The 26,051-nt window shown below is 40.9% G+C and carries 17 protein-coding genes and 2 pseudogenes; 14 read left to right on the top strand and 5 right to left on the bottom strand.

Annotated elements, in window-relative coordinates; translation table 11 throughout:
* The first annotated feature begins 373 nt into the window (after positions 1 to 373).
* Together B0X70_RS19335 and B0X70_RS19330 are read left to right on the top strand one after the other, a co-directional pair.
* Entirely contained in the window at positions 374 to 1,372 is a 999-nt protein-coding gene (locus tag B0X70_RS19335) for an Rpn family recombination-promoting nuclease/putative transposase (RefSeq protein WP_217470145.1), read from the top strand.
* A 117-nt stretch (positions 1,373 to 1,489) separates the two neighbouring features.
* Positions 1,490 to 1,774 (top strand): annotated as a pseudogene (locus tag B0X70_RS19330) (ISNCY family transposase); the annotation flags it as partial.
* Between the two features lie 1,576 nt (positions 1,775 to 3,350).
* Here the strand turns inward: B0X70_RS19330 and B0X70_RS25380 are convergent.
* The 3 genes from B0X70_RS25380 to sbcD form a co-directional block, all read right to left on the bottom strand.
* Positions 3,351 to 3,692, bottom strand: a complete 342-nt coding sequence (locus tag B0X70_RS25380; protein WP_246593341.1) for a hypothetical protein — start codon at positions 3,690 to 3,692, stop codon at positions 3,351 to 3,353.
* Between the two features lie 292 nt (positions 3,693 to 3,984).
* Positions 3,985 to 7,671 (bottom strand): AAA family ATPase, encoded by a 3,687-nt coding sequence (locus B0X70_RS19320; RefSeq protein WP_217470144.1) that lies wholly within the window; start codon positions 7,669 to 7,671, stop codon positions 3,985 to 3,987.
* Positions 7,668 to 8,903, bottom strand: coding sequence for an exonuclease subunit SbcD (gene sbcD / locus B0X70_RS19315; RefSeq protein WP_217470143.1), 1,236 nt, complete (start codon positions 8,901 to 8,903; stop codon positions 7,668 to 7,670). Before sbcD ends, B0X70_RS19320 begins: the two co-directional genes overlap by 4 nt.
* Positions 8,904 to 9,207: 304 nt before the next feature.
* On the opposite strand from sbcD, the gene phoB reads away from it, so the two are divergent.
* The 3 genes from phoB (at position 9,208) to brnQ (ending at position 12,939) form a co-directional block, all read left to right on the top strand.
* Positions 9,208 to 9,897 carry a phosphate regulon transcriptional regulator PhoB gene (gene phoB, locus B0X70_RS19310; protein WP_217470142.1) on the top strand — a complete coding sequence of 230 codons (690 nt, stop codon included), beginning with the start codon at positions 9,208 to 9,210 and terminating at the stop codon, positions 9,895 to 9,897.
* 23 nt (positions 9,898 to 9,920) lie between these two features.
* Positions 9,921 to 11,258 carry a phosphate regulon sensor histidine kinase PhoR gene (phoR, locus tag B0X70_RS19305; protein WP_217470141.1) on the top strand — a complete coding sequence of 446 codons (1,338 nt, stop codon included), beginning with the start codon at positions 9,921 to 9,923 and terminating at the stop codon, positions 11,256 to 11,258.
* A 349-nt stretch (positions 11,259 to 11,607) separates the two neighbouring features.
* Complete coding sequence (gene brnQ / locus B0X70_RS19300) at positions 11,608 to 12,939, top strand: branched-chain amino acid transport system II carrier protein (protein WP_036808777.1); 1,332 nt, start codon at positions 11,608 to 11,610, stop codon at positions 12,937 to 12,939.
* A 139-nt stretch (positions 12,940 to 13,078) separates the two neighbouring features.
* On the opposite strand, the pseudogene ggt reads toward brnQ, so the two are convergent.
* Both ggt and B0X70_RS19290 read right to left on the bottom strand, forming a co-directional pair.
* Positions 13,079 to 14,838: pseudogene (gene ggt / locus B0X70_RS19295) on the bottom strand (gamma-glutamyltransferase).
* Positions 14,839 to 15,058: 220 nt separating this feature from the next.
* On the bottom strand, positions 15,059 to 15,661 hold the full coding sequence (locus tag B0X70_RS19290) for a peroxiredoxin C (RefSeq protein WP_036808784.1): 603 nt from the start codon (positions 15,659 to 15,661) through the stop codon (positions 15,059 to 15,061).
* Between the two features lie 884 nt (positions 15,662 to 16,545).
* Here B0X70_RS19290 and B0X70_RS19285 point away from each other — a divergent pair.
* The 9 genes from B0X70_RS19285 to B0X70_RS19245 are packed head-to-tail and all read left to right on the top strand — an operon-like array spanning position 16,546 to position 26,029.
* Positions 16,546 to 19,560: a toxin VasX gene (locus tag B0X70_RS19285; RefSeq protein WP_217470140.1), complete on the top strand. Its 3,015-nt coding sequence runs from the start codon at positions 16,546 to 16,548 to the stop codon at positions 19,558 to 19,560.
* Positions 19,557 to 20,525, top strand: coding sequence for a hypothetical protein (locus tag B0X70_RS19280; RefSeq protein WP_036808787.1), 969 nt, complete (start codon positions 19,557 to 19,559; stop codon positions 20,523 to 20,525). Before B0X70_RS19285 ends, B0X70_RS19280 begins: the two co-directional genes overlap by 4 nt.
* On the top strand, positions 20,522 to 21,490 hold the full coding sequence (locus B0X70_RS19275; RefSeq protein WP_217470139.1) for a hypothetical protein: 969 nt from the start codon (positions 20,522 to 20,524) through the stop codon (positions 21,488 to 21,490). The genes B0X70_RS19280 and B0X70_RS19275 overlap by 4 nt, the downstream gene beginning before the upstream one ends.
* The gene (locus tag B0X70_RS19270; RefSeq protein WP_217470138.1) at positions 21,487 to 22,455 is read left to right on the top strand and encodes a hypothetical protein; all 969 of its coding nucleotides are present in this window, start codon (positions 21,487 to 21,489) and stop codon (positions 22,453 to 22,455) included. Before B0X70_RS19275 ends, B0X70_RS19270 begins: the two co-directional genes overlap by 4 nt.
* Complete coding sequence (locus B0X70_RS19265; protein WP_217470137.1) at positions 22,452 to 23,420, top strand: hypothetical protein; 969 nt, start codon at positions 22,452 to 22,454, stop codon at positions 23,418 to 23,420. The genes B0X70_RS19270 and B0X70_RS19265 overlap by 4 nt, the downstream gene beginning before the upstream one ends.
* Complete coding sequence (locus tag B0X70_RS19260; protein ID WP_217470136.1) at positions 23,417 to 23,902, top strand: hypothetical protein; 486 nt, start codon at positions 23,417 to 23,419, stop codon at positions 23,900 to 23,902. The genes B0X70_RS19265 and B0X70_RS19260 overlap by 4 nt, the downstream gene beginning before the upstream one ends.
* Positions 23,903 to 23,949: 47 nt before the next feature.
* Entirely contained in the window at positions 23,950 to 24,312 is a 363-nt protein-coding gene (locus tag B0X70_RS19255; RefSeq protein ID WP_217470135.1) for a hypothetical protein, read from the top strand.
* Complete coding sequence (locus B0X70_RS19250) at positions 24,309 to 25,064, top strand: hypothetical protein (RefSeq protein WP_217470134.1); 756 nt, start codon at positions 24,309 to 24,311, stop codon at positions 25,062 to 25,064. The genes B0X70_RS19255 and B0X70_RS19250 overlap by 4 nt, the downstream gene beginning before the upstream one ends.
* Positions 25,061 to 26,029: a hypothetical protein gene (locus B0X70_RS19245; RefSeq protein ID WP_217470133.1), complete on the top strand. Its 969-nt coding sequence runs from the start codon at positions 25,061 to 25,063 to the stop codon at positions 26,027 to 26,029. The genes B0X70_RS19250 and B0X70_RS19245 overlap by 4 nt, the downstream gene beginning before the upstream one ends.
* Positions 26,030 to 26,051 lie beyond the last annotated feature (22 nt).

Here is a 26,051-nt window from a genome sequence, read left to right as displayed (position 1 = left end):
AATAACGTTTTCAATTGGAAAATAAACTTGTTTATAAAATAATTAAATAATTTATTATGGTAAATAGGTATAAAACCCCCCAAGAAAATGATTTAAGGGAATACGAGTATGTTTACTTCCGGATTAACGATGTTGCACTTATTATGTGAATCTACCAATAACTTTCATTGAGTAGTTGTTGTAAATATAATGTTTCCTCGTTTTTTCTTTGTTGGTATTTGATTCTTTAGGCTCTTCTATTAATGCATTCGGTAAAGACTTGCCTGAGAAAATCTGGGAAAATGTTTTTTGTAACTTGGTTGCGAGTTTTCCAGAGATATTATAGCTTTTACAATAAGTGGCGATGACTAATAGATAAATAGAGAAACAGATTGTGGCAAAGAAAGAAAAACGGCCTCACCATGATGTATTATTCAAATATTTTTTAACGCAGCCTGAAACGGCCAGGGAGTTCTTATCCTTTTATCTGCCCGAAGAGGTCCAGTCGTTGTGTGATTTAGCCACATTGAAACTGGAACCCGGCAGTTTTGTGGACCTGCATTTACGTCAACTGCACAGTGATGTGCTGTACTCGGTTGAAACGGCTCGGGGACAAGGCTATATCTATTGCCTGATTGAACATCAGTCCACCCCTGACCCATTGATGGCCTGGCGGCTGATGTATTATGCCATGTCAGCTATGTCGGCTCACCTGAAAAAAGGCCATACTGAACTCCCTTTGGTCGCGCCTCTGCTGTTTTATCATGGTGAGGTTCGACCGTATCCTTACTCAAACCGGTGGCTGGATTGTTTTACGTTCCCCGAACAGGCTGCCCGCTTATACCGCCAGGCGTTTCCGTTGGTGGACGTCAGTGTGCTCAGCGATGAAGAGATCCTGACGCATAAAGGGGTTGCCCTGATGGAGCTGGTGCAAAAACACATCCGCTGCCGGGATATGCTGGAATGGGTCCCCCAATTGGTGGAACTCCTGAATGGAGGGTATAATACAATCGAGCAGCGCAATGTTGTATTACGCTATATTTTACTGAATGGACATACGCTGGATATCTCACACTTTGTCCATCAACTGATTGAACAATCTCCGGAGCATAAAACAATGTTGATGACTATTGCAGAACAGCTTGAACAAAAAGGGCGCGAACAAGGTATTGAACAAGGTATTGAGCAAGGTATTGAGCAAGGTATTGAGCTAGGCCGAGAGGCAGGTCGAGAGGAAGGCCGAGAGGAAGGTCGAAAGGAAGGTCGAAAGGAAGGTCGAAAGGAAGGTAAACTGGAAACGGCTCGTGCCTTATTACGGCATGGCGTGAGTTTAGATATTATTGTCACCAGTACCGGCCTGAGCCGGGATAAAATTGAAGCGTTAAAGCATTAAATTAATCTTCTCTTCCACAGCAAAATGCCGATGTTCAAGATCGGCATTTTTATTCTTATTCAGGATGATGGCTATACGAGGGACTTTTATGTTTGCCCGGCGAAGCTGAAACCGGTCAGACTAAAGCAACAATCTCCGGAGCATAAAACAATGTTGATGACTATTGCAGAACAGCTTGAACAAAAAGGGCGCGAACAAGGTATTGAGCAAGGTATTGAACAAGGTATTGAGCTAGGCCGAGAGGCAGGTCGAGAGGCAGGTCGAGAGGAAGGTCGAAAGGAAGGTCGAAAGGAAGGTAAACTGGAAACGGCTCGTGCCTTATTACGGCATGGCGTGAGTTTAGATATTATTGTCACCAGTACCGGCCTGAGCCGGGATAAAATTGAAGCGTTAAAGCATTAAATTAATCTTCTCTTCCACAGCAAAATGCCGATGTTCAAGATCGGCATTTTTGTTCTTATTCAGGATGATGGCTATACGAGGGACTTTTACGTTTGCCCAGCGAAGCTGAAACCGGTCATACTGAAGCAACTTTATAGAGGACGAAATGACACCCTAATAGCATGGGGAGAGCGATTAGGTGAGTTGTTTGTGGAAACAAATACTTGTTCTGTTGTAGTAGTTATTATTCCTATTGCATATTCCTTATTACCTGTGAAATTAATCTATAAGTCGTTTATGTTTATGAAAAGATATAAGAAATTTATACCTTAATATTTTATTTATTATATGAATCCAAGGGGGATTAGTTAGCTAAGGACTGAAAAAATAGGTGCTTCATTAATGCCAGATTTTAAAAGAATACAGAGTGGCTAAAAAAATCCGACTTTCTGTCATATTTAATACATTTATCTGCGATACTATCCTTCGATTATTTTACGTTTACCTAATCTGATACAATTATTTAAAAGTGATAATGGGGAGATATTAAAGATTTTATATAACTAACAGGAGGATATTCAGATGCTTTTTCGTTGTTATTTTACGATAAAATCTATAAAAATAACGCAATAAAAAATTGGTTGATAGATTAGTTTAATAGGGTTTAAGTTATAATGGTTGAATTAATTATCTGAAAAAACATAAAGGGATATTTTTATATCATCAGGCCATTTACTGACTGATTTATTAATAAAATAAATAGTAGGGCTTATTAAAACCACTCAAGATTGTCGGTAAAACAGAGTCAGTATTAATGCGCGTTGGGAAATAATGGATAAAAAAGAATGAATGTCCAAACAGATAAGTGATTATTATGATCAGTAAAAATAGAGAGCGGTTATGATTAAACTTAATAGAAAGCAGACGTCGAAAGTGGTAAAAATACCATTTAAAATTTTATACCGGTTAAAATCCGATGTTAAAATAATGCGTTTTAATAACAGTTTAAATAGCGTTTCATAATTCTGCTACACATAGTCTTATCCAACCCGTTGTTATACATGGAATTATGAGTGGTATAAGGTGTGGCGCTATTTTGGAATCTTATTTAAAACCTGCCAATCATAAAACCATCAGTGAAAAAAACTTGACTCTATTAATGCTTATGTAATCAGGGGGAATAAATAAGAATATGAATAGATTAGGTAAGCTGTTTTCTTAAAGAGACTGGCTTTAATAACGTTCTCAATCGGGAAATAGACTTGTTTATAAAATATTAAATAATTGCTCATCGGAAGTTGGCATAAAGATCCAAAAAAATGATTTAACAGAATGCGAATCTGGTTATTTACAATAGACCCTGTAAATACTTCAATTTAAGCCATGTCTCTTTTCATGCCTTTAATGTAATCTCATGCACAAATCAATTTGTGTTGTTATTTTTATAAACTATTTTTGCTCTCGGTTTACATTTAAATACCCACTTAATTGTTATCGCCTTTCTGGATGATTAATCTAACAAACCTTTTACTATCGATGATGAAAATAAGGCGTTATTAGAGAAAATCAATCAATAGACAATACGCTACCTGAAATTTTATATGATGGAAAAAACTTTATTTTTAAAAGGGGTTGTCAACGGCTTATGAGTTATTAAGGTTAAACCTGTTAAACCTGTTAAACCTGTTAAACCTGTTAAACCTGTTAAACCTGTTAAACCTGTTAAACCTGTTAAACCTGTTAAACCTGTTAAACCTGTTAAACCTGTTAAACCTGTTAAACCTGTTAAACCTGTTAAACCTGTTAAACCTGTTAAACCTGTTAAACCTGTTAAACCTGTTAAACCTGTTAAACCTGTTAAACCTGTTAAACCTGTTAAACCTGTTAAACCTGTTAAACCTGTTAAACCTGTTAAACCTGTTAAACCTGTTAAACCCATCGTTTTTAACAAAACCTGCGGACTGCTCTCTCCTGAATGTTAATTATGAGTAAAACGCGCTTTTAACATCAGGGGAAGAGGGATAACAAACAGCTCGAAGAATTATCATTTCGTTGGACGTTCTTGTTTCTTGATGTATGTTGGCGAGAGTAAGCCACGCAATATATTCAAAACCAGCAAGGTAATGCCTTGCCGAAATTTCTTTCCCGCCTTTATGCTGGCGGGAGTATCCTTTTCAAGGAAAAAATGGCGGAAATCAATTCACTTTAGGAATACTTTTTATTGTTTCCCGCTATTGTTTACCATAACGAAACTCAGGGGAGAGTTTACTTATCCCAAGCCCATTAATTTTTTTAACTTTGATCTGCACGGGTATCCGTTCTTTCATGGCTTCAATGTGGCTGATAACACCGATGGTTTTACCGGAAGCATTTAAATGATCCAGCGCGTCAAGCGCAATATCAAGGGTTTCTTGATCAAGTGTGCCAAAGCCTTCATCCAGGAATAGTGAATCAATACTGGTTTTATTGCTGACTAAATCAGATAGCGCTAAAGCCAAGGCGAGGCTAACCAGAAAACTTTCGCCGCCAGAAAGCGTTTTGGTATCACGAATAGCATCGGCTTGCCAGGTATCAACCACTTGTAGTTCAAGACCATCACTGTTTTTACGTTGCAAATCGTAGCGTCCATGCAATTTTTTCAGCCGTTGATTGGCGAGATGAACCAAATGATCCAGTGTTAATCCTTGAGCAAAACGACGGAATTTAGCGCCATCAGCCGAACCAATCAGGTTATTAAGATAACTCCAGTCATCATAATTTTGTTGGCAATGACTGATCTCTTCCAATAAGGATTTTTGCTGTTGACGGCGTGTTGCATCATTACCAAGCAGGTTTTTCAGCTCTCCTTGTTGTAAGGTGTTTCTTTTTAGCTCATCAATAAGGCTTTCCAACTGTTCGGTCAGTTGTGATTTTGTATATTGATCAAGTAATTCAGGGCGATTTTTCCGATGTTGTTGCAGGGCCTCTATCGCTTTCTGGCATAGGGCGTTGGCTTGTATCTGCTGTTGTTCAAGCTGTTCTTTGAGTTGTCGTAATTCCTTACGTTGTTCTTGCGATAACAGTGCCGCTTCAAGGGCATGTTGATCGGTAAATGAGCTTTTAGCTAACGCGACATTAAGGTTCTGTTCTGCCTGCTGTTTTTGTTGTTCAGATTGGCGACAGTTTTTTTCTGTCTCATGAATGGCGCCGGTTAGTTGGTTGATGCTGGATTGCGCTTGTTGCAGATGTGACAATGCTTGTTTGTGCATTTCCTCCAGCTTTTGAGATTGTTGTTGTAATGCTTGAGTGATTTCTGTAACAGATTGTTCACCAAATAGCTTTTTGCGTTGTTGTTGTGTCTCTGCGAGTTGTTGTTTCTGCTGTTGTGCTGTTTGATTAAGCTCGTTTAAACGGGATACATATTCTTCTTTCTGTTTATGCAATGATTCAATCTGATTTTGGATAACCGCTTCTTCTTTTTGGATCTGTTGCCAGTTTTCATGACAGTTTTGATATGCCTGCCACTCTTTTCTACGTTGTTGCAGCCAGTTTTCACTTTCATTCAACATTGGCAGTGATAAATCATATTGCTGTAATTCTGATGTCATTTTTTCGATGGCATCCGTCAGCTTACGCTGCTGCTGTTGTATCTCTGGTTGCAGTTCAGATAAGTGTTTTTTCAGTGCATTGTATTGATGCTTACTCAGTTCAATATTTCGCTCAATTTCTTTAACGTGTTCTTGATGAGCGGCCACTGTTTTTTCTGTTTTCTGGTACGTTTTTTCTGCTAGTTCAAGTTCGGTTAATTGGGTTTGGCAAAGCTGATGAGCAGATTGGTTTTGTTGCACAAATAGTTCGAGAGCGGGTTTATCTGAAAGAGAAATGTCGATCTGTAATGTTGCGCAAGTTTCCTGCCATTGTTGAGTTAATATATTCAATCGTGGTTCAGCATCAGCAATTTCTTGCAAAATATGGTCGTATTGTTGCTGTTGGAACTCTTTTTTATTGACCAATGATATTTGGGTGGCTTGTAACTCGTCGAATTGCAGACGTAAATCTTTTAACCGTTGTTCTGATTTTGGCAGTTCAATATTTTGATAAGCTTGAATGGCAGGATGATGTTCAGAACCGCACAGTGGGCAAGGAGAGCCTTCCTTGAGTTGTGTCCGTTCTTTTTCCAGACTGACAATCTTTTGTTCTAACTGAATACGTTGAGTCAGATCGGCTAAATGCTGCTGTTTGTCTGAGAGTTGTTTATCAATGGTTTCAATTTGAACAGGAAGTTCCTTTAATAACTTTTCCGGTTGTTGTAAGCGAATATGGTGACTGGCAATAGCGGCTTGTAATTGCAAGATTTGCGGCGATAGGATTTCTAGTTTATGTTGCAGCGGTAGCTGTTCCTGATATTGAGTTAATTGTTTTTTTAATTTCTCCGGCGAATATTGTTTTTGCAGAGTAAAAAATTGTTGCTTAGCTTGTTCAAATGCCAGTTCCAGCGGTTGGTTATTTTCAATCTGTTGTTTTAAATCTTCTCCTTGTTTGTTCAGATTATCGTTAAGTTGCGCGATTTCGGCGGTGAGTTCGCCAATTCTTTGCGTTTGGTGATCAATTTGTTGCTGCTGTTCTTGCCGCCAAGAGAATTGATGTTGCCAAAAAGCCAGCTTTTCACCGAAATGTTGATGATAAGGTTGTTGTTCGAAATAGTTTTCCAGTTGTTTTCTTTGATTGGTGAATGATAGGGCGCGCTGATTTGCGGTGTCATATTGCTGACAGCGGTTTTCAAGTACGGTTTTCTGTTCGTTGATTTGTTGCTGAGTAAGATTGAGTTCTTTAATCTGCACCGCAATTTGATGATCTAATGGAATCACCTGTTCTGTTATCAGCTTTTCTTGTTGTTGCCGGTGTTGTTGGTGTGCGGCTCTGGCAGAATCTGCATGAGTCACGTTTTGCTGTATCGGCGTGAGCGTCTGTTGTTGTTGATGAAGTTGCTGATGCATCTCTTTCAACTGTTTGCTGATTCTCTGATGTTCATATTGCGTTCGGTTTTGATCATCCAGCAATGGGCGCAATGTTTCTGCCGGTTCACTGCTAGCCAGTTTTTGCAGTTGCGGCTCTGCATGAGTAAGCGCCTTTTCTGCCTGTTGTAAGGAAGCGTTATTTTCAGTAACAAGTCGCTCAAGTTTTTCTTCACGTGTCAGCCATTGTGCCGAATGTTGCACTGTTTTTATCTGCTGATTGAGTTGTGATTCAGCATGAGTGAGTTGTTGCTGTTGTTCTAGATATTGTTGATATTGTTCTGCTGTTAACAAATCAATGGCGGATGCTTTGGCTTGCAGAATATCCAGCTCTGATTGTGCTTGTTTATGTTGTTGGTAAATTTGTTGGGATAGAATGCCGTAAATTTCAGTGCCGGTTAACTCTTCCAATAAATCAGCCCGTTCGTTTGGTTTGGCATTGAGGAAAGCGGCGAAGTCCCCTTGGGATAACAACATGGATTTGGTGAAACGGTCGTAATCTAATCCAGTTATTTCAATGATTTTCTCTTTCGTATCTTGGGGCTTATCTGCCAGAATTTTACCGCTGTGACTGAGTGCGAGCTCCGCTTTAGGGGATTGCAGATTGCCATTTGGTTGATTACGTGCTCGCCGTTGGCTCCAGAAAGCACGGTAAGCGACACCTTTCACTTCAAACTCAACTTCGGCTAGTGATTCTGCGGTGTGTCGGGTCATCAGCTCATTTTGTGAGGTAGAAATCGTCAAGCGTGGGGTTTCGTGATAAAGCGCAAGGCAGATCGCATCTAATAAGGTAGTTTTACCCGCACCGGTCGGGCCGGTTATGGCGAACAGACCACTGCTGGCAAACGGCTCTGCTGTGAAATCAATTTTCCATTCACCTTGTAATGAATTAATGTTCTTTAGCCGTAGACTCAAAATTTTCATGCCTGCTCCTCCTTGTTTTTAGCCTGATAGATATCGTTCAGTGTTTGTTCGAAAAGAGTGGTCAGACGTTTTTTATGTTCTTCATTTTCGAGTGCTGATTGGGCAAGCCGTCGAGCAAAAACTTCGTTGACGCTAAGTTCTGTCAGGGTTTCTCGGTTTTCTTGCGCTAGCTTATTTTGCTGCTGTGTTTTACTGCGCCGTAGCAGAATGACTTCGACTGGAAGTTCTGCAACCATTGATTGAACCCTTTTTTGGATATCATGGAGGTAATCTTGGGTGGCAACTTCAATATCCAGCCAGACAGGCTGCTCTCCTTGATGGTCATTAAAAGTTTGTAATTGTTGCTCAATCTGTTGTAGGTCGCCCTTGATAAGCTGCATAGGCTGATATTGTGGAATGGGTAAAAGCTTAATAGATTCCAGTTTGTCTTGGGTAAATTCCACCAAACAGACACTTTTCTCTTGCCCGACTTCATCGAAACTAAGAGGAATAGGGGAGCCGCTGTAGCGAATATGTTCAGATTTAGCCACGATTTGTGGCCGGTGAATATGCCCAAGCGCAATATAGTCTACCGGCGGAAACGCTTGTGCCGGGAAGGCGTCCAATGTACCGATATAAATATCCCGCACTGAATCTGTAACCGTGGCGCCAACGGTCGTTAGGTGTCCGGTAGCAATGATAGGTAAAGGCAAATTCAATTCATCACGTAATTCACACGCTTGCTGATAGAGTCGATGATAGTGTTCTGCAATGGCTTCTTGTAATGCGAGTTGTTTTTGTTCTCCTGATTGACCGGACTGGCTGATCATAATATCTCTTGGCCGCAGAAAAGGGATTGTACAAAGAATCGCACCGGCATTGCCTTGTTTGGTGGTGAGGACTTTTATCTGTTTTTGTGGATCTTTTTCTGCGTGAGCGATAACGGTGGTATTCAGGCAGGAAAGGAGTTCTTTTGATTCATTTAATGTTGCGACTGAATCATGGTTACCACCAAGGATAATTAACTGACAACCGGTAGGCTGTAGTTCAACGATAAAGCGATTATATAGCTCGCGGGCGTAGCTAGGCGGTGAGCCGGTATCAAATACATCTCCGGCAACAATTAATGCATCGGCCTGGTAGTTTTCGATCTGTTTAATCAGCCAGCGCAGAAAATGTTGATGTTCAGCAGCCCGGCTTTTTGTAAAAAAATATTGGCCGAGATGCCAGTCTGAAGTGTGAATAATACGCATAGTTTCGCCGTCATTGGTTAAAGTGAAGCATGATTATAATCGCTGTATTCTGAATGTCGCTTTTAAATCCGATCTCTTGAATATATCTCCGAGCGGCTTCGCATTCATTATGAAATATGACAATTGTTAAATTAATTATTGCGAAATAGATTGCAGATAGCGGATAACCAAGGCAGGATTTCATAAATTTGTCATAAAACTGACGCATAATGCTTTTTCAAATTAGGCTGTTATCAGGTGCGCCGTAAAACCTCGTTCTTTAGGGCGTAGTGGATGTCAACTCAATATATTAACGGGATTAATCATGGCAAGACGCATTCTGGTAGTTGAAGATGAAGCTCCGATTCGTGAGATGGTCTGTTTTGTTCTGGAAAAAAACGGGTATCAGCCGGTAGAAGCAGAGGATTTTGATTCTGCGTTGGCATGTTTATCTGAGCCATATCCTGATTTAGTGTTATTGGATTGGATGCTTCCCGGCGGCTCTGGCTTGCAGATAATTAAACAGATGAAACGGAATAATAATATCCGTGATATTCCGGTGATGATGCTGACTGCCCGCGGTGAAGAGGAAGATCGGGTGCGTGGCCTCGAAGTTGGGGCGGATGACTATATCACCAAGCCTTTTTCTCCTAAAGAGCTGGTTGCTAGAGTTAAAGCGGTATTACGGCGTATTTCACCGATGGTCATGGAAGATATTATCGAAATGAATGGCTTGGTTTTGGATTCAACCTCCCATCGGGTGACCAGCCAGGATAAAGCACTGGATATGGGGCCGACGGAATTTAAATTATTGCACTTCTTTATGACTCACCCTGAACGGGTCTATAGCCGTGAACAGTTGCTTAATTATGTTTGGGGAGCAAACGTTTACGTTGAAGATAGAACTGTTGATGTCCATATCCGCCGTTTACGTAAAGTATTAGAGATTGGCGGCCATGATAAAATGGTGCAGACCGTTCGTGGTACGGGTTACCGTTTTTCTACCCGTTACTAAATCCACGCACCGGAGAATCTAATGTGTTAGAACGTTTATCCTGGAAGAAGCTGGTTTCAGAACTGTTTCTCTTTTGTTTGCCTGCGTTAATTTTGTCGATATTTATTGGTCACTTATCCTGGTGTTTATTTGTTTCGGTGTTTTTGGTGTTGATGTGGCATGGTTATAACTTGCTAAAACTGTCGAACTGGCTATGGCTGGATCGCAGTATGTTGCCGCCGTCGGGGAGAGGAGGGTGGGAGCCAATTTTCTATGGTATTCACCAGATGCAGCAACGGAATCGAAAACGGCGTCGTGAGCTGGCATTGTTGATCAAACGGTTTCGTAGCGGGGCGGAATCATTGCCCGATGCCATTGTGATGATGACAACAGAAGGTAATATTTTCTGGTGTAACCGCCTGGCGCAACATTTACTCGGTTTTCGTTGGCCTGAAGATAATGGACAGCATATTTTTAATTTACTCCGCTACCCTGATTTTAGCCGATATATCCTTTCCAGAGATTTTTCACGTCCTTTATCCATTGAATTAAATAATGGTTTCACGGTTGAGTTCCGGGTGATGCCTTATACTGAGGGACAGTTCTTGATGGTTGCCCGAGATGTGACTCAGAAGCGAACATTGGAAAATGCCCGTCGTGACTTTTTTGCCAATGTCAGTCATGAAATGCGTACCCCTTTAACCGTTTTGCAGGGTTATTTGGAAATGATGCAGGATCAGGCAGAGGATAATCCGCTAAGTAAGAAAGCGTTGAATACAATGCAGGAGCAAACCCGGAGGCTGGACAGTTTGGTGAAACAATTGTTGCAATTGTCTAAAATTGAAGTCGCTCCCCAGATTGATATGAATGAAGTGGTTGATGTGCCTTTGATGCTTAAAGTATTGCGTCAGGAAGCCACAGCATTGGGTAATGAATGTTATAAGATTAATTTTGATATTGGTGAAGGGCTCAAAGTGTTCGGCAATGAAGAGCAGCTTCGCAGTGCAATGTCGAATTTGGTTTATAACGCGGTTAACCATACCCCTAAAGGGACTCAAATTGATGTCAGTTGGAAAAAGAATTCCCAAGGCGCTGAATTTACTGTGAAAGATAATGGGCAAGGTATCAGTGCTGAACATCTACCTCGTTTGACCGAACGTTTTTATCGGGTGGATAAAGCACGCTCCAGACAAACAGGGGGAAGCGGTCTCGGTCTTGCGATTGTGAAACATGCCTTACATCATCATCATTCTCATCTTGAAATTTCCAGCGAAATAGGGAAAGGGACAGCCTTTAGTTTTACTTTACCGCCAGGATTGATTGTACCTGTTAAAATAACCAGCAGAAGAGATAGGAATAGTTTGATTAACAGTAATAATTAATCTTCGCAATTGATTATTATTTTTTCAGGTTAAAAAAAACGCAAATCATATAGTGTTTATTCAATGATAGCTAACAGCAATCACTGGTTTTGAAAAAGAGTACGGCATATACTTCTGCATTCTGGTTTATCTATTGCCTTCTGGCACTATAAAAGTTTTACTTGTGGGCAGTTGTTGGCGATTCTATCTATAATAATCGCTATAATCTGTCTTCAACAGATACCTGGTGAATATTATTTTGATAATAAATCGTTAAATTAGGGTTCAATATTGTCAATATGGGCTTAGCTATTGGCAGTATTTATATTATTCAGGCCATAAATATGGTAACAAAATATTAATAATCATTATGACACATCGTTTATCATCTAAGGATATTTGGGCATTAGGGTTTATGACTTTTGCTCTGTTTGTGGGGGCGGGAAATATCATTTTTCCCCCGATGGTGGGGTTACAATCAGGTGAATATGTTTGGTTAGCAGCACTAGGCTTTCTAGCAACTGCGGTTGGTTTACCCGTCATTACAATCATCGCGTTGGCAAAAGTTGGCGGTGGTATTGAAGAGCTGAGTTCACCTATTGGTAAAGTTGCTGGTTTGCTGCTGGCGACAGTTTGTTATTTGGCTGTTGGTCCTTTATTCGCTATCCCACGGACCGCAACTGTTTCTTTTGAAGTAGGTATTGCCCCGCTTACCAGTACCGGCGAGTTACCCCTGTTTATCTACAGTCTTATTTATTTTGTGTTGGTAATTGCTGTTTCCCTGTACCCAGGCCGTTTGCTTGATACTGTCGGGCATGTGTTAGCGCCTATCAAGATGTTGGCGTTAGGTATACTTGGTGTTGCTGCTTTACTTTGGCCGGCCGGTGATTCAATTCCAGCGATTGATGTTTATCAGCAAATCCCATTCTCCAGTGGCTTCGTCAATGGTTATCTGACGATGGATACGCTGGGAGCGATGGTGTTTGGGATTGTTATTGTTAACGCCGCGCGTTCAAGAGGCGTTGCCGCATCTTCATTATTGACCCGTTATGCAATGTGGGCAGGTTTTATCGCCGGTCTTGGTCTGATACTGGTTTATCTTTCCCTGTTCAAATTGGGCGCTGGCAGCGGATCGTTAGTGCCTCATGCAGAAAATGGCGCGGTCATTTTGCATGCCTATGTTCATCATACTTTTGGTGGTGTTGGCAGTCTTTTCCTGGCTGTGCTGATTTTTGTCGCCTGTATGGTGACGGCGGTTGGATTAACCTGTGCATGTGCTGAGTTTTTCAGCCGCTATTTGCCCCTGTCTTATCGTTCATTGGTTTTGATCCTTGGAGGATTCTCCATGTTGACTTCTAACCTTGGTTTGAGTCATTTGATTAAGATTTCTATACCGGTACTGACAGCTATTTATCCACCTTGTATCGTTCTGATTGTGTTAAGTTTTACGCTGTGCTGGTGGCATAATTTTACCCGCATTTTGGCTCCGGTAATGTTAATTAGTCTGATATTTGGTATTTTGGATGCGATTAAGTCATCTGAAGCACTGGTTTATTTGTTACCAAACTGGGCAACACGTTTACCACTGGCGGACCAAGGGTTGGCTTGGTTAGCGCCATCCCTGTTGGTTTTAGTTGTGGCTGGTATTTATGACCGTGTTTTAGGGCGCTCTGGTACCCGCGAGACGCAAATGCATCAGTGATGATGTTTGTTTCTCTGACTGTTTGCCATCGTCGGATGTTCAGGGAAAGTATGGGATGGGGTTCCTGAAAAAAGGATATCCCATCCCGATATTGCCTACACAGATTAGCTATTTTTTTAGTTGTTGGTCATTTTGGTCATTAGTAACCAATAGCCGCACCGGCCGGGCGTCGGACATCATTGGCGCCATAAAAATGGTTTTCACGCACTTTACCAGATACGGCGGCATCATTGCCTGAAGAATTAGCTGAATCGCCAGCGGTTTTAGGTAAACCCACCATAATCACTTCAGCAGCGCCCCACGGTATCTGTTCCACCATCTTGTATCCCATTTTTTCTAGTAAATTCAACGAGTCTTTAGAAATACCACGTTGCTCATAATAAACTTCGTCGGGTAACCATTGATGATGAATGCGGGGGCTATTAACCGCTTCTTGAGGAGACATCCCATGTTCAATGATGTTTAAGGCAGTTTGCAGGGTAATAGAGATAATACGGGAGCCGCCGGGTGAACCCAGAACAAGGAATATCTTGTTGTCTTTTGTGACAAGTGTCGGACTCATCGAGGATAGTGGGCGCTTACCTGGGGCAATAGAGTTAGTCGCGCCTTGGATGAGGCCATAAAGATTCTTCTCACCAATTTTAGTGGTGAAATCATCCATTTCATCATTGAGGAAGAAACCTGTCCCGGGGGCGATGACGACAGCGCCGAAAAGTCCGTTGATAGTATAGGTGGTTGAAACCGCATTACCTTCTTTGTCGACAATAGAGTAGTGAGTAGTTTCTGGTTTTTCATGGGGGCCAATACCTGGCTGAACATTCTCCGATAATGTTGCTTTACCTGGTTCTATTTTTTTACGTAGAGATTCAGCGTAATTCTTACTCAATAAGCGATCGATGGGATTTTTAACAAATTCTGGATCGCCAAGGTAAGTATTTCTATCCATGTAGGCATGACGCATGGCTTCTGTCAGTGTGTGAATATAATTAGCCGAGTTGAATCCCATTTCTTTGAGGTTGTAGCCTTCCAAGATATTCAAAATTTCACACATGGTTACTCCACCTGAACTCGGTGGCGGTGAAGAGATAAATTTATAACCGCGATAGTTACAGGTGACGGGGGTTGTTTCTGAGATTTTATAGTTGGCAAAATCAGCTTCGGTAATAATGCCGCCGGATTTTTTAGCTGCTTCGGCGACCAATTTAGGAATATTTCCGTGATAGAAAGCTTCTTGCCCTTTTTTGGCAATTAACTCCAACGTATTCGCTAGATCGGTTTGTATCAGCCTGTCTCCCGGTTGATAAGGAGAGCCATCTTTGCGTAGGAAGATACGGGCTGCTTCTGGATCTTTGCGGAAGCGTTTGATTGAAGTATCTAGAATATCAGTGTCTGCGCGGGTCAGTATAAAACCTTCTCGTGCCAGCTTAATCGCAGGCGCCATAACTTGTTCACGACTTAATTTGCCATATTTTTTAGGGCGCTGTTTAACCCCATCACAGTTCCAGGCACACCGGCCGCGCGGTAACCATATAAACTTGATTCTTTAATAACATTGCCTTCTTTATCCAGATACATATCGGCACTTGCTGCATTTGGCGCGGTTTCGCGGAAGTTAATAAAAGTATTGGTGCCATCAGCCAAATGAATTGTCATAAAACCACCACCACCGATATTTCCACAACATGGATTAACAACGGCTTGGGCATAGCCAACGGCAACGGCTGCATCAACTGCGTTTCCTCCTATTTTTAGGATATCGACACCCACTTGTGAAGCAAGGTGTTGAGCTGAAACGACCATACCATTTTTAGCTTCAACAGCCGGTTGCGAAGCGGCATAAAGATGGGATGAGATAAGCAAGGATAAGATTGCCAGTGGTGTTTTCCATGTTTTCGACATATTGCGAGCTCCTGTTTTTTGGCGAGGTTATTTTCGTCAGTTGTAATAAGCTGTTTTATTTACACTGATTTTAATGTTAAACAATTGTAAATTTAATTATAAATGGCGATGGTTATCAGGATGAGGGAGTTTTTGTGCGCAAGGTGGCAAAACGAGGAATTTCAGCAATAAAAAACCAGCCGGAATAACCGACTGGTCTGAATATGGGTAATATCTAAGGTTATAGTTTACCAGCGTTTTGAGACAGGTATTTAGCTACGCCATCTGGAGAGGCGCTCATACCTTCTTTACCTTTTTCCCACTGTGCAGGGCAGACATCACCGTGCTCTTCGTGGAATTGCAATGCGTCAACCATACGCAGCATTTCGTCAATGTTACGGCCCAGAGGCAGATCGTTAACGACTTGATGACGAACCACGCCATTTTTGTCGATCAGGAAAGAACCGCGCAGAGCGACACCCGCATCTGGATGCTCAATGCCGTATGCTTTTTGAATTTCACGTTTAGTATCGGCAACCATTGCATATTTAACTTCGCCAATACCACCTTGATCGATAGGAGTTTTACGCCATGCGTTATGGACGAATTCAGAGTCAAAAGAAACACCGATAACTTCAACACCGCGTTTTTTGAACTCTTCGTAGCGGTGATCAAATGCGATCAGCTCAGAAGGGCATACGAAAGTAAAGTCCATTGGCCAGAAAAAGATAACCGCAGGTTTACCATTCAGGTGTTTTTTCAGATTGAAATTCCCAACTATTTCGCCGTTGCCGAGGACTGCTGCTGCTGTAAAGTCAGGGGCTTGACGAGTTACCAGAACCATGAGTTACTCCTGTAGTTTTACGAGGTTTATGTAAAAATTAGATATAGAATAAAGAATTAGCGTACACCAATAAAGGATAAAATACTAATCTTTGCAATAGATTTTACCTATTAATACTTTATTTTTATTTTCTTTACCTTAATAAGATAGGGGATTTTTGCAAAGGTTTATTCGGATTCAAACTAAGAGACTTATATCAATTAGTCTATTTTTATTCGTTATAGAGCAAATCTGGGCACTGTTCGGGCCACTCCTAATACAACCCGTCAGCGCGACCGAAGAGCATTATTCTCACCTATTACTTACCTACATTTACTTACATGACGATTTCTGTGTCCATCATTTATTCTCCAGCATAGATGGGCAATTTGTAGTTATTGGAATAAGAACTTACTGAAATAAGTTAAATAATTATGTTACTTAAACATTTATAAAATTTATATTATTGACTGTTCTGAGCAAAAATTTACATTTACTTAAACTATCAATTTTGATATTTATTGAGGATAAATATAAATTTATATTAACTTTCTAACGTGAAAAACAGAGGTAGAAATGAGGAATCTTAAAGACGTCAATAGGGAAAAATTTTTACAAATAAAATGTAATATGAATGAATTGACGCGAGAAAACCCACATTTTTCCCTGCTGATTTCTCCCGTTTCAAGCAAGATCCGGCCCTATTTTTGTATCCTATTTCCTCCAAACAGCTTTTTGAAATGTTGTTAAATCATTTGTGTAAGTTCACTGCTTGAACAATGAACTTATTCAGGATTGTAACCAGTGAAAATATTCTCAGCCTTTGGTTGTATGAACTTTTTTGAATAATAAGAGTAGCCGCAGTGTATCCATGACATCCTTAGATTAACAACAAAGGAGATATTATGACCATCAATATTCAGGAAGAATTTGACAAATTAATAGAAAAAGCTTACGAAATGTTCCCACAAAATCTTGAAGCAGATACTTATATTCAGCCCTGTGACTGCGATGTTAAACCGATTTACCCGGTTCGCTATGCTTATGTGAACTTTTTCGGCAAGGAGCTGGAAAAACCAGAAGCGCCCCCGGACATCCACACCCTGATGTTCTCCTCATCACTCCAACAAACCAAAGGCTATGCCGCCCGCCTTCTGCGTCCCGGCTGGATATACATTAAGGAAGAAGACCCGCTTACCGCTCGCGGCAGCAAGGCCCGGGGCTATCTTCATATCTTTAAATACTGCGTGTCAGAGAAAGAGGTTAACGGCAAAAAACAGCGGGTAGAGAAATTTAGAAAATATATGTTTCTCAACCGCAGAGATGCCAGTGAAGGGCTTATCCCTGAGCCGGGCATTCGGGGTGAAGGTCATTCATTCCTGTTTGTCGCCAAAGATGTCATCAATATCAGTATCGCCTACAGTGAACACCCGTGGCACTCCTCGGTACTGGCTAAGATTGACAACAGTCTTGAACTGCGGCAAAAAACCATGCAATTCATCAACCTCGAACAGAAGCAATCTCCCTTTGCGGTTAACGCCTCAGACAAGTATTTTCGAAAACTGATTGTCGATTACAAAATCCGGCAGGAACAGTTTGCCAACATCAAGGCCATCATTGAAAAAGACATCAATGAACTGGATTTGGCTGACGTCAGTATTGATACGCTGACCACTCAGGACAGCTACGAAATGGACGCCGGTAAGATTATCCAGGAAATCAACAGTTATCTGCACTTCAATGAACAGGCGCGGATTGTGATCCTGCATGACCCGGTAGGCCGTCAGCGGGACATTGTGGAAGCCTACTCTATCCTGAATTTGTGGCAACAGAGCTATAACGCCTCCAATATTTACCCATTGACCATCGGTTTCTATGTCGAAAAGCTCAAAGCCACCAAAAACCCGGAGCTGAAAAAGAAAATAGATGACAGTATTCATCAGGACCGCTGGAACAACGACTGGCCGAAACTGAAAAAAGTCACCGAAGATTTTGAAGCGCGTCAGGCGATGTTTATGAAACTGTTTGAAGCCTTTGCGGATAACCCGGACCTCAGTTATCAAGTCGGCGGGCTGCAAAATTACTTTCACTACTTCTTTTCACTGCAAGATGAAAAACAGACGCTGGAAGAAGAAGATGCGCTGGAATTCCGGTTTTTCAGTGAAATTCTCTCAGGTCTGCTCGGCAACCTGCAATCATCCTTGCCCGGCCAGCAGGTTTTGGCAAAGCTTGCGGCCAAAGAGTCGGACAGCGACGGGGATGGCAACTTCTGGCGTACTATCACCACCGGGGTTGTCACCGTACTGAATAATGACAAAGTAAAATCACCGCTGCTTAAAGGCCCGTTTATTAGTGGAGTCGATAATATTCTGCTGGGGATGGGGACCTTTCTGGCAACCGTCTGCGCCTATACTCATCAGGCAATTTATCAGGGTTCAAGTTATGTCCGCCAGCTTCCCCAGAAAGCGATTGACCAGATAACCCAACAACTGGTTCCGGCCTTGTTATCCACGCTAGGCGTAGTGATTGAACCAGACGGCCGAGTGGCACTCAGTGAACAGAGCTATCAGGAAGTGCTTAAGCGGCTGGAGTCGAAAACGAATCGCCACCGACCTGACCCGGCAGTGCGTCAACAGGCTATCGGAGAACGGATGATTAACTGGAGTAAGCGCCTGGAATCACTTGGCAATAAACCGGTGATAACTCTGCCCGAAGTTAAGACCAGTGTGGACTCGCCGGTTCAGCTGTTTACCTTAGAAGGGGCTAATAAAACCTCTATTGGTTTACTGTTTGATTCTTCATTGACCGGTGTCAGCCTGTTTCTGAATGCCTTTACCCTGGCGGACGTGGTTATGCAGACAGAATATGCCCGCAACAACCCTTTACAACCCGGGCCTTCCTATATGAATCTGCTGCGCTTTAGTACCGCGGTGATTGGTATGAGTGCCGATTTGACTTCTCTCGGTTCAACGCTGGCTAGCAAAGTAAACTCTCCCATAGTGAAAGCACTGATGAATGGGCTAAAAGTGCCTGCCATCAATGCGTCGGCGGTCAGTCAGTTCTCCCGTGTTGCTGGTAGCGTTGCAGGATACTTAGGAGCAATTATCTCCTTCTATGATGCAAATAACGCTTTCAACGTGGGTAATAAAGTAGAGGGTTATGGCTTGGTAGCGATAGGAACAGGTTCCACTATTTTAACAACCGCAGTCTGGATCGGCGTTGCGGCAGGCACCTTCCTGACTGCGGGTGTACTCACTGCGATAGTCGTCGGAGCCAGTTTGCTTATCGGTGGCAGCATTGTCCAAGCCAGCAGTGCCTGGTCAGATTTAGAGAAAGTGTTGAATAACTGTTTTTGGGGAGCAGCAGATAAGTATGGTTTTTGGGATGAAAAAAAGGAAAGACTATCCATTGAAAAACAGTTAGAAAATGCAAGAAGAATGGACAATGATACTCAAAATCATTTTATTGTCGAAAACCAGGAGTTTTTAAATCTCTTTATTCAGCCACAACTGAAAATACAACAGGGATTTGGTGTTACTACCTATCGTTTCACTTTGCCTGCTTTTCAGATGAGTCTCTCAAATATCCGCTGGATCTTTATAACCTCGGCTAAAACTTCTTATTGGGGAGAAAAAGTTGATTATATTGAGATTAACCGCCTCAAATATACCCCTGATACTTTCCGCAATACCAAATTTAGAGAAGCTCAGGAAAAATCCAAACTCACTCTGAATGGCGATACCGCAACACTGGAGGTAGTAATGACGGAAGTGAAGGGTGTTTTCCCTCGTGGTAGCGAACTGTACTGGTACTATGAACAATCAGCAAATGTCATCGCTCCTCTACGCTATTTTTGGGGAGAGAAACCCACAGCAGAAAATACCATTAAGGGTAGTTTTGACGGAGAACGAACTCTATGAAGCAACGCCTAAAAAGCTTACTCAAAAAATGGTTTCCTACGATTCATCCGCTGCCAGCTAAACGGCTAGCTTACTGGGAAAAAGAACTTCTGGCTGCACCACCAGATATTAAGGATGAAGAAGCCATTAAACATGTGGAAATACTGGATCGCCTTAATGATAAAGAATGCTGGATTAGAAATCCTCAGCGCCGTTTTAGGAGCATAAACTTGATTCCAGTAACACTGGGGATTATTAGCAGCTTGGTATTAAACGTTAACAATTTTATCGAAGAACGAAAGAGTAATGAATCAGAAATTTATCGGTGGGTTAATATAGCTAAAAAGGAATATGGTGAGAAATTTTACTTACGCGATGATTTACCGGGTTATCTGAAAGATACACGCTATATTGGCAATGATAAAGAAATTTCACTAAGAAAATATTTATATTATCGATATACCTTTTATCCAAGTAGTTCCAGACTTCTCAAAATTGATATAAGTTTCTTGCTGCTCTATCTGCTAATTATCCCTCCTTTTGTCTGGGGAGTGTTTTTTTCACGGCGACAAGCACCATTAATTATCGATCGCGAACAGCAGATCTTTTATACCTGGTATAAAGGCAAAGCTTATGCTGCCCGCTATCCACAAGTAGGTATGGCAGAAAAAACTAATATTATGTTCCTCAAAGTCTACGGCTTGGACGAGAACAATCAACTTATCGGGCGAGGTTTTATCCCTAACGTCAGCAGTTACTCTTTTGCTTTCTTAAGCAGTGGTAATGATAAAGGTTTGGCGCTGGCTTTTATTGTGAAATTCTTATTAAATGGTAAAGAGGCAGTCAGTAAAGTGGATTATAAACGCCGTGAGCCGCTTATTTGGTGGAGTAAAGATAAAAGACCCGCCGACTTAGAAGCTCAAATTCCGTTGATTTTGGCCGAATTGGATCGCTTAGGTCCCCCTGATGAAGATCTTTCCGAATGAAGCAACGATTGAAAAATTTACTCAAAAAATGGTTTCCTACTATTCATCCATTGCCAGCCCAACGGCTGGCATGCTGGGAAAAAGAAATTCTGGCAGCACCATCAGATATTAAGGATGCAGAAACCATCAAACATGTGGAAATACTGGATCGCCTTAATGATAAGGAGTGCTGGGTTAGAAATCCCCAGCGCCGTTTCAGGAGTCTTAACTTGATCCCAGTAACTCTGGGAATTATTAGCAGTCTGGTGTTAAATGTTAACGATTTTATTGAAACATGGCGGGCAGCGGAAAAGAATCTGCTTTGGTCTGTTAATGATGCAAAAAAAGATTATGGTGAGAAATTTTATTTGGATCCTGCTCTACCAGATTTTCTTAAAAAGTATGAATATATTGCTCATGATAAAGAAATTTCCTTGAGAAAATACCTGTATTATCGCTATAATCATTATAGATATAGCAATAATATTTTAATAACTGATATGGCATTTTTATTGCTTTACCTACTGATTATTCCACCCTTTGTATATTGTATATTTTTTTGGCAGAGTCAGGCACCATTAATTATCGACCGTGAACGACAGATTTTCTACACTTGGCATAAAGGTAAAGCCTATGCTGCCCGTTATCCACAATTAGGTATGCTGGAAAAAACCAATATTCTGTATCTCAAAGTCTACGGACTGGATGAAAATAATAACCTTATCGAGCGTGTCTTTATCCCTAATGTCAGCAGTTATTCTTTTGCTTTCTTAAGTAGTGGCAATGATAAAGCGCTGGCAGTAGCCTTTATGGTGAAATTCTTATTAAACGGCAAAGAAGCGGTCAGTAAAGTGGACTATAAACGCCGTGAGCCGCTTATTTGGTGGAGTAAAGATAAAAGACCTGCTGATTTAGAAGCCCAAATTCCCCTAATTCTGGCTGAATTGGATCGCTTAGGTCTCCCTGATGAAGATCTTTCCGAATGAAGCAACGATTAAAAAACTTACTCAAAAAATGGTTTCCCACTATTCATCCATTGCCAACCAAACGGCTGGTCCGTTGGGAAAAAGAAATTCTGACAGTACCGCCAGATATTAAGGATGAAAAAACCATTAAACATGTAGAAATATTGGATCGCCTTAATGATAAGGAATGTCACATTCGCAATCCACAACGCCGTTTTAGGAGTATTACTCTAATTCCTGTTACACTAGGACTAATTACCAGTCTAGTGTTAACTGTGAATGATTTTATAAAAGAACGAAAGGATACTGAATCAGATATTCATTCCTGGGTAGAGCTAGTAAAAGAAAAATATGGAGAAAAGTTTTATCTGCGTAACGATTTACCAGACTATATGGAAAATGCCCGTTATATTGGTAATGATAAAGAAATATCACTAAGAAAGTATTTATATTATCGTTATACTTTTTACCCAAGCAGTACTCGATTGCTCATAATTGATATAAGTTTCCTGCTACTCTATCTACTGATTATTCCCCCATTTGTATATTGTATATTTTTTTGGCAGAGCCAAGCGCCATTAATTATCGACCGTGAACGACAGATTTTCTACACCTGGTATAAAGGTAAAGCTTATGCCGCCCGTTATCCACAATTAGGTATGATGGAAAAAACTAATATTTTGTATCTCAAAGTTTATGGATTGAATGAAAATAACAACCTTATCGAACGTGTCTTTATCCCTAACGTCAGCAGTTATACTTTTGCTTTTTTAAGCAGTGGCAATGATAAAGGTCTGGCATTGGCTTTTATGGTGGAATTCTTATTAAACGGCAAAGAGGCAGTCAGTAAGGTGGACTACAAACGCCGTGAGCCGCTTATTTGGTGGAGTAAAGATAAAAGACCTGCCGATTTAGAAGCCCAAATTCCCCTAATTCTGGCAGAATTGGATCGCTTGGGTCCCCCTGATGAAGATCTTTCCGAATGAAGCAACGATTAAAAAACTTACTCAAAAAATGGTTTCCTACTATTCATCCATTGCCAGCCCAACGGCTGGTCCGTTGGGAAAAAGAAATTCTGACAGTACCGCCAGATATTAAGGATGAAGAAACCATTAAACACGTGGAGATACTGGATTACCTTGATAACAGGGAGTGCCATGTTCGTAACACTCAACGCCGCGCTCGGAGTATTGCCTTGATCCCAGTCACACTGGGGATTATTAGCAGCCTGGTATTAAACGTTAACGATTTTATTGAAACATGGCGGGCAGCAGAAAAGAATTTGCTTTGGTATGTTAACGATGCAAAAAAAGATTATGGTGAGAAGTTTTATTTGGATCCTGCTCTACCGGATTTTCTTAAAAAGTATGAGTATATTGCTTATGATAAAGAAATTTCCTTAAGAAAATACCTATATTATCGCTATAACCATTATAGATATAGTAATGATATTTTGGTAACTGATATAACATTTCTGCTACTTTATCTACTGATTATTCCTCCTTTTGTCTGGGCCATCTTTTTCTTACGCCGTCAGGCACCATTAATTATCGATCGCGAACGGCAGATCTTTTATACTTGGTATAAAGGCAAAGCTTATGCCGCCCGCTATCCCCAAGTAGGCATGGAAGAAAAAACTAATATTCTGTTCCTCAAAGTTTATGGCCTAGACGAAAATAATAACCTTGTCGGGCGTGGTTTTATCCCTAACGTCAGCAGCTATACTTTTGCTTTCTTAAGTAGTGGCAATGATAAAGCGCTGGCAGTCGCCTTTATGGTGAAATTCTTATTAAACGGCAAAGAAGCGGTCAGTAAAGTGGACTATAAACGCCGTGAGCCGCTTATCTGGTGGAGTAAAGATAAAAGACCCACTGATTTAGAGGTACAAATTCCGTTGATTTTGGCCGAATTGGATCGTTTAGGTCCCCCTGATGAAGATCTTTCCGAATGAAGAAACGATTAAAAAATTTACTCAAAAAATGGTTTCCTACTATTCATCCATTGCCAGCCAAACGGTTGGCTCGTTGGGAAAAAGAGATTCTGGCGGCACCACCGGATATCAAAAATGAGGAAACGATTAAGCACGTGGAAATATTGGACTACCTTGATAATAAAGAATGTCATATTCGCAATACCCAACGCCGCGCTCGGAGTATTGCCTTGATCCCGGTCACACTGGGGATTATTAGTAGCCTAGTGTTAAACGTTAACGATTTTATAGAGTCACGAAAAAATAATGAAGTATGGATACATGGTTGGGTAGATTTAGCGAAAAAAAATATGGCGATAATTTTTATCTGCGTAATGATTTACCAGACTATAGGGAAGGAGCTAGTTATATTGGTAATGACAAAGATATCTCTCTCAGAAAATACCTACATTATCGCTATAACTTTTCTGAATATGGTAATGATGTTTTTATCACTGACATGATATTTCTATTACTCTATCTTTTAATTATTCCACCTTTTGTATGGGCTATGTTTTTTTTACGCCGCCAGGCACCATTAATTATCGACCGTGAACGACAGATTTTCTACACCTGGTATAAAGGCAAAGCTTATGCTGCTCGCTATCCACAAGTAGGCATGGCAGAAAAAACTAATATTCTATTCCTCAAAGTCTACGGCCTGGACGAGAACAATCAACTTATCGGGCGAGGTTTTATCCCTAACGTCAGCAGTTACTCTTTTGCTTTCTTAAGCAGTGGTAATGATAAAGGTTTGGCGCTGGCTTTTATTGTGAAATTCTTATTAAATGGTAAAGAGGCAGTCAGTAAAGTGGATTTAATAAAGAATGTCATATTCGCAATACCCAGCGCCGTGCTCGGAGTATTGCCTTGATCCCAGTCACACTGGGGATTATTAGCAGTCTGGTCTTAAACGTTAACGATTTTATTGAAACATGGCGGGCAGCGGAAAAGAATCTGCTTTGGTCTGTTAACGATGCAAAAAAAGATTATGGTGAGAAATTTTATTTGGATCCTGCTCTACCGGATTTTCTTAAAAAGTATGAATATATTGCTTATGATAAAGAAATTTCCCTAAGAAAATACCTATATTATCGCTATAACCATTATGAATATAGCAATAATATTTTAATAACTGATATGGCATTTTTATTGCTTTACCTACTGATTATTCCTCCTTTTGTCTGGGCCATCTTTTTCTTACGCCGTCAGGCACCATTAATTATCGATCGCGAACGGCAGATCTTTTATACTTGGTATAAAGGCAAAGCTTATGCCGCCCGCTATCCCCAAGTAGGCATGGCAGAAAAAACTAATATTCTGTTCCTCAAAGTTTATGGCCTAGACGAAAATAATAACCTTGTCGGGCGTGGTTTTATCCCTAACGTCAGCAGTTATTCTTTTGCTTTTTTAAGTAGTGGCAATGATAAAGCTCTGGCAGTCGCCTTTATGGTGAAATTCTTATTAAACGGCAAAGAAGCGGTCAGTAAAGTGGATTATAAATGCCGTGAGCCGCTTATTTGGTGGAGTAAAGATAAAAGACCTACTGATTTAGAAGCCCAAATTCCCCTAATTCTGGCTGAATTAGATCGCTTAGGTCCCCCTGATGAAGATCTTTCCGAATGAAGCAACGATTAAAAAACTTACTCAAAAAATGGTTTCCCACTATTCATCCATTGCCATCCCAACGGCTGGCCCGCTGGGAAAAAGAAATTCTGGCGGCACCACCAGATATTAAGGATGCAGAAACCATTAAGCACGTGGAGATATTGGACTACCTTGATAATAAAGAATGTCATATTCGTAACACTCAACGCCGCGCTCGGAGTATTACTTTAATCCCAGTTACATTAGGAATTCTTAGTAGTCTTATTCTAAATATTAATGAATTTATCAAAGAACGGAAAATTGATGAAAAAGCTATTCATCGATGGGTTGGCTACGCAAAAAAAGACTATGGCGAAAAATTTTATCTACGGAATGATCTACCTGCTGATATGGAAGATGTCCGTTATATTGGTAATGATCAAGAAATTTCGCTAAAAAAATATTTATATTATCGTTATACCTTTTACCCAAGTAGCACTCGACTTCTCATTATTGATATAAGCTTCCTATTGCTTTATCTGCTGATTATTCCACCTTTTGTATGGGCTATATTTTTCTTACGCCGTCAGGCACCATTAATTATCGATCGTGAACAACAGATCTTTTACACTTGGTATAAAGGAAAAGCCTATGCTGCCCGCTATCCACAAGTAGGCATGGGGGAAAAAACTAATATTTTTTATCTCAAAGTGTATGGCCTAGACGAAAATAATAACCTTGTCGGGCGTGGTTTTATCCCTAACGTCAGCAGTTATTCTTTTGCTTTTTTAAGTAGTGGTAATGATAAAGCTCTGGCAGTCGCCTTTATGGTGAAATTCTTATTAAACGGCAAAGAAGCGGTCAGTAAAGTGGATTATAAATGCCGTGAGCCGCTTATCTGGTGGAGTAAAGATAAAAGACCCACTGATTTAGAGGTACAAATTCCGTTGATTTTGGCCGAATTGGATCGTTTAGGTCCCTCTGATGAAGATCTTTCCGAATGAAAGCTAGCGTTAAAAAGTCATT

Source organism: Photorhabdus akhurstii (assembly GCF_019090985.1).
GTDB classification, from domain to species: Bacteria; Pseudomonadota; Gammaproteobacteria; order Enterobacterales; family Enterobacteriaceae; genus Photorhabdus; species Photorhabdus akhurstii.
This window is presented reverse-complemented; position numbering and strand designations above follow the sequence as displayed.

Excerpts from the sequence above, each read along its gene's own strand:
- B0X70_RS25380 (WP_246593341.1), bottom strand. The coding sequence starts at position 3,692 with ATGGGTTTAACAGGTTTAACAGGTTTAACAGGTTTAACAGGTTTAACA.
- B0X70_RS19320 (WP_217470144.1), bottom strand. The coding sequence starts at position 7,671 with ATGAAAATTTTGAGTCTACGGCTAAAGAACATTAATTCATTACAAGGT.
- sbcD (WP_217470143.1), bottom strand. The coding sequence starts at position 8,903 with ATGCGTATTATTCACACTTCAGACTGGCATCTCGGCCAATATTTTTTT.
- phoB (WP_217470142.1), top strand. The coding sequence starts at position 9,208 with ATGGCAAGACGCATTCTGGTAGTTGAAGATGAAGCTCCGATTCGTGAG.
- brnQ (WP_036808777.1), top strand. The coding sequence starts at position 11,608 with ATGACACATCGTTTATCATCTAAGGATATTTGGGCATTAGGGTTTATG.
- B0X70_RS19290 (WP_036808784.1), bottom strand. The coding sequence starts at position 15,661 with ATGGTTCTGGTAACTCGTCAAGCCCCTGACTTTACAGCAGCAGCAGTC.
- B0X70_RS19285 (WP_217470140.1), top strand. The coding sequence starts at position 16,546 with ATGACCATCAATATTCAGGAAGAATTTGACAAATTAATAGAAAAAGCT.
- B0X70_RS19280 (WP_036808787.1), top strand. The coding sequence starts at position 19,557 with ATGAAGCAACGCCTAAAAAGCTTACTCAAAAAATGGTTTCCTACGATT.
- B0X70_RS19275 (WP_217470139.1), top strand. The coding sequence starts at position 20,522 with ATGAAGCAACGATTGAAAAATTTACTCAAAAAATGGTTTCCTACTATT.
- B0X70_RS19270 (WP_217470138.1), top strand. The coding sequence starts at position 21,487 with ATGAAGCAACGATTAAAAAACTTACTCAAAAAATGGTTTCCCACTATT.
- B0X70_RS19265 (WP_217470137.1), top strand. The coding sequence starts at position 22,452 with ATGAAGCAACGATTAAAAAACTTACTCAAAAAATGGTTTCCTACTATT.
- B0X70_RS19260 (WP_217470136.1), top strand. The coding sequence starts at position 23,417 with ATGAAGAAACGATTAAAAAATTTACTCAAAAAATGGTTTCCTACTATT.
- B0X70_RS19255 (WP_217470135.1), top strand. The coding sequence starts at position 23,950 with ATGTTTTTTTTACGCCGCCAGGCACCATTAATTATCGACCGTGAACGA.
- B0X70_RS19245 (WP_217470133.1), top strand. The coding sequence starts at position 25,061 with ATGAAGCAACGATTAAAAAACTTACTCAAAAAATGGTTTCCCACTATT.